This window comes from Massilia sp. LC238 (genome assembly GCF_000735635.1).
GTDB classification, from domain to species: Bacteria; Pseudomonadota; Gammaproteobacteria; order Burkholderiales; family Burkholderiaceae_D; genus Telluria; species Telluria varians.
On record NZ_JNNN01000027.1, the window covers coordinates 1 to 709 of the forward strand.

The 709-nt window shown below is 65.7% G+C and carries 1 protein-coding gene; it reads right to left on the reverse strand.

Translation table 11 applies throughout. The features are described 5' to 3' along the window. A partial coding sequence (locus tag FG94_RS27115; RefSeq protein WP_036208381.1) for an IS1595 family transposase occupies positions 1-622 on the reverse strand: 622 nt, incomplete at its 3' end. Between the last annotated feature and the right edge of the window lie 87 nt (positions 623-709).

The following is a 709-nucleotide window of genomic DNA, read 5'->3' on the forward strand; positions in this document are numbered from 1 at the left end:
TGGTGACGGCGCCCCGGCCGGTAATGAAATCGAAGGTGGCGCCGGTGCGGTCGCGGGCGACCAGCACGCAGACGTGTTCACCGTTGATGCCGCGTCGGCTGGCTACACCTGCGCGCTTGCGCGGCGGCCGGTCGAGCGTGCGCGAGCCCTTCTGTGATTCGAGCAGGAACAGTTCATCGGCCTCGGCGATGCCGACCAGCGCTGCAGGACGGTCATCCTCGGTCAGGTGCAGGAAGCGGTGGCGCCAGCGGAAGCTGGTGTTGCGGTGCACGCCGAGCCGGTCTGCCGTTTTCCGCACCGACTGGCCCTCGAGCATGCCGTCCAGATAGTCGAGCCATTTGCCGCGGTGGCGCAGCCGGGCAAGCGGCGTACCCGTCAAGGCACTGAAGGTCTTGCCGCAGGCACAGCAGCGATAGCGCTGTACGCCGCGGTCGTGTCCGTGGCGATGCAGCCGCCGACCATCACAGACCGGACATGACGATGGGCTCCTGGCCTCCTCGATCGTCGCACAGACACGGTCCAGTCCAACTATCGGGCGTAAAAGCGCGAGCAACTGTTCGCGCTGGCGCCGCGTCAGCTGCGCGACACGCGCCAGCCACGGTTTGAAGCTTGCCGCCTGCATTGCCACCTCCACTGTCGATCGGACAGTGGTTTGACATCGGTTCAGCTCAACAGTTCAAGATCTCCAACACCTAACGGTGACAGCGCG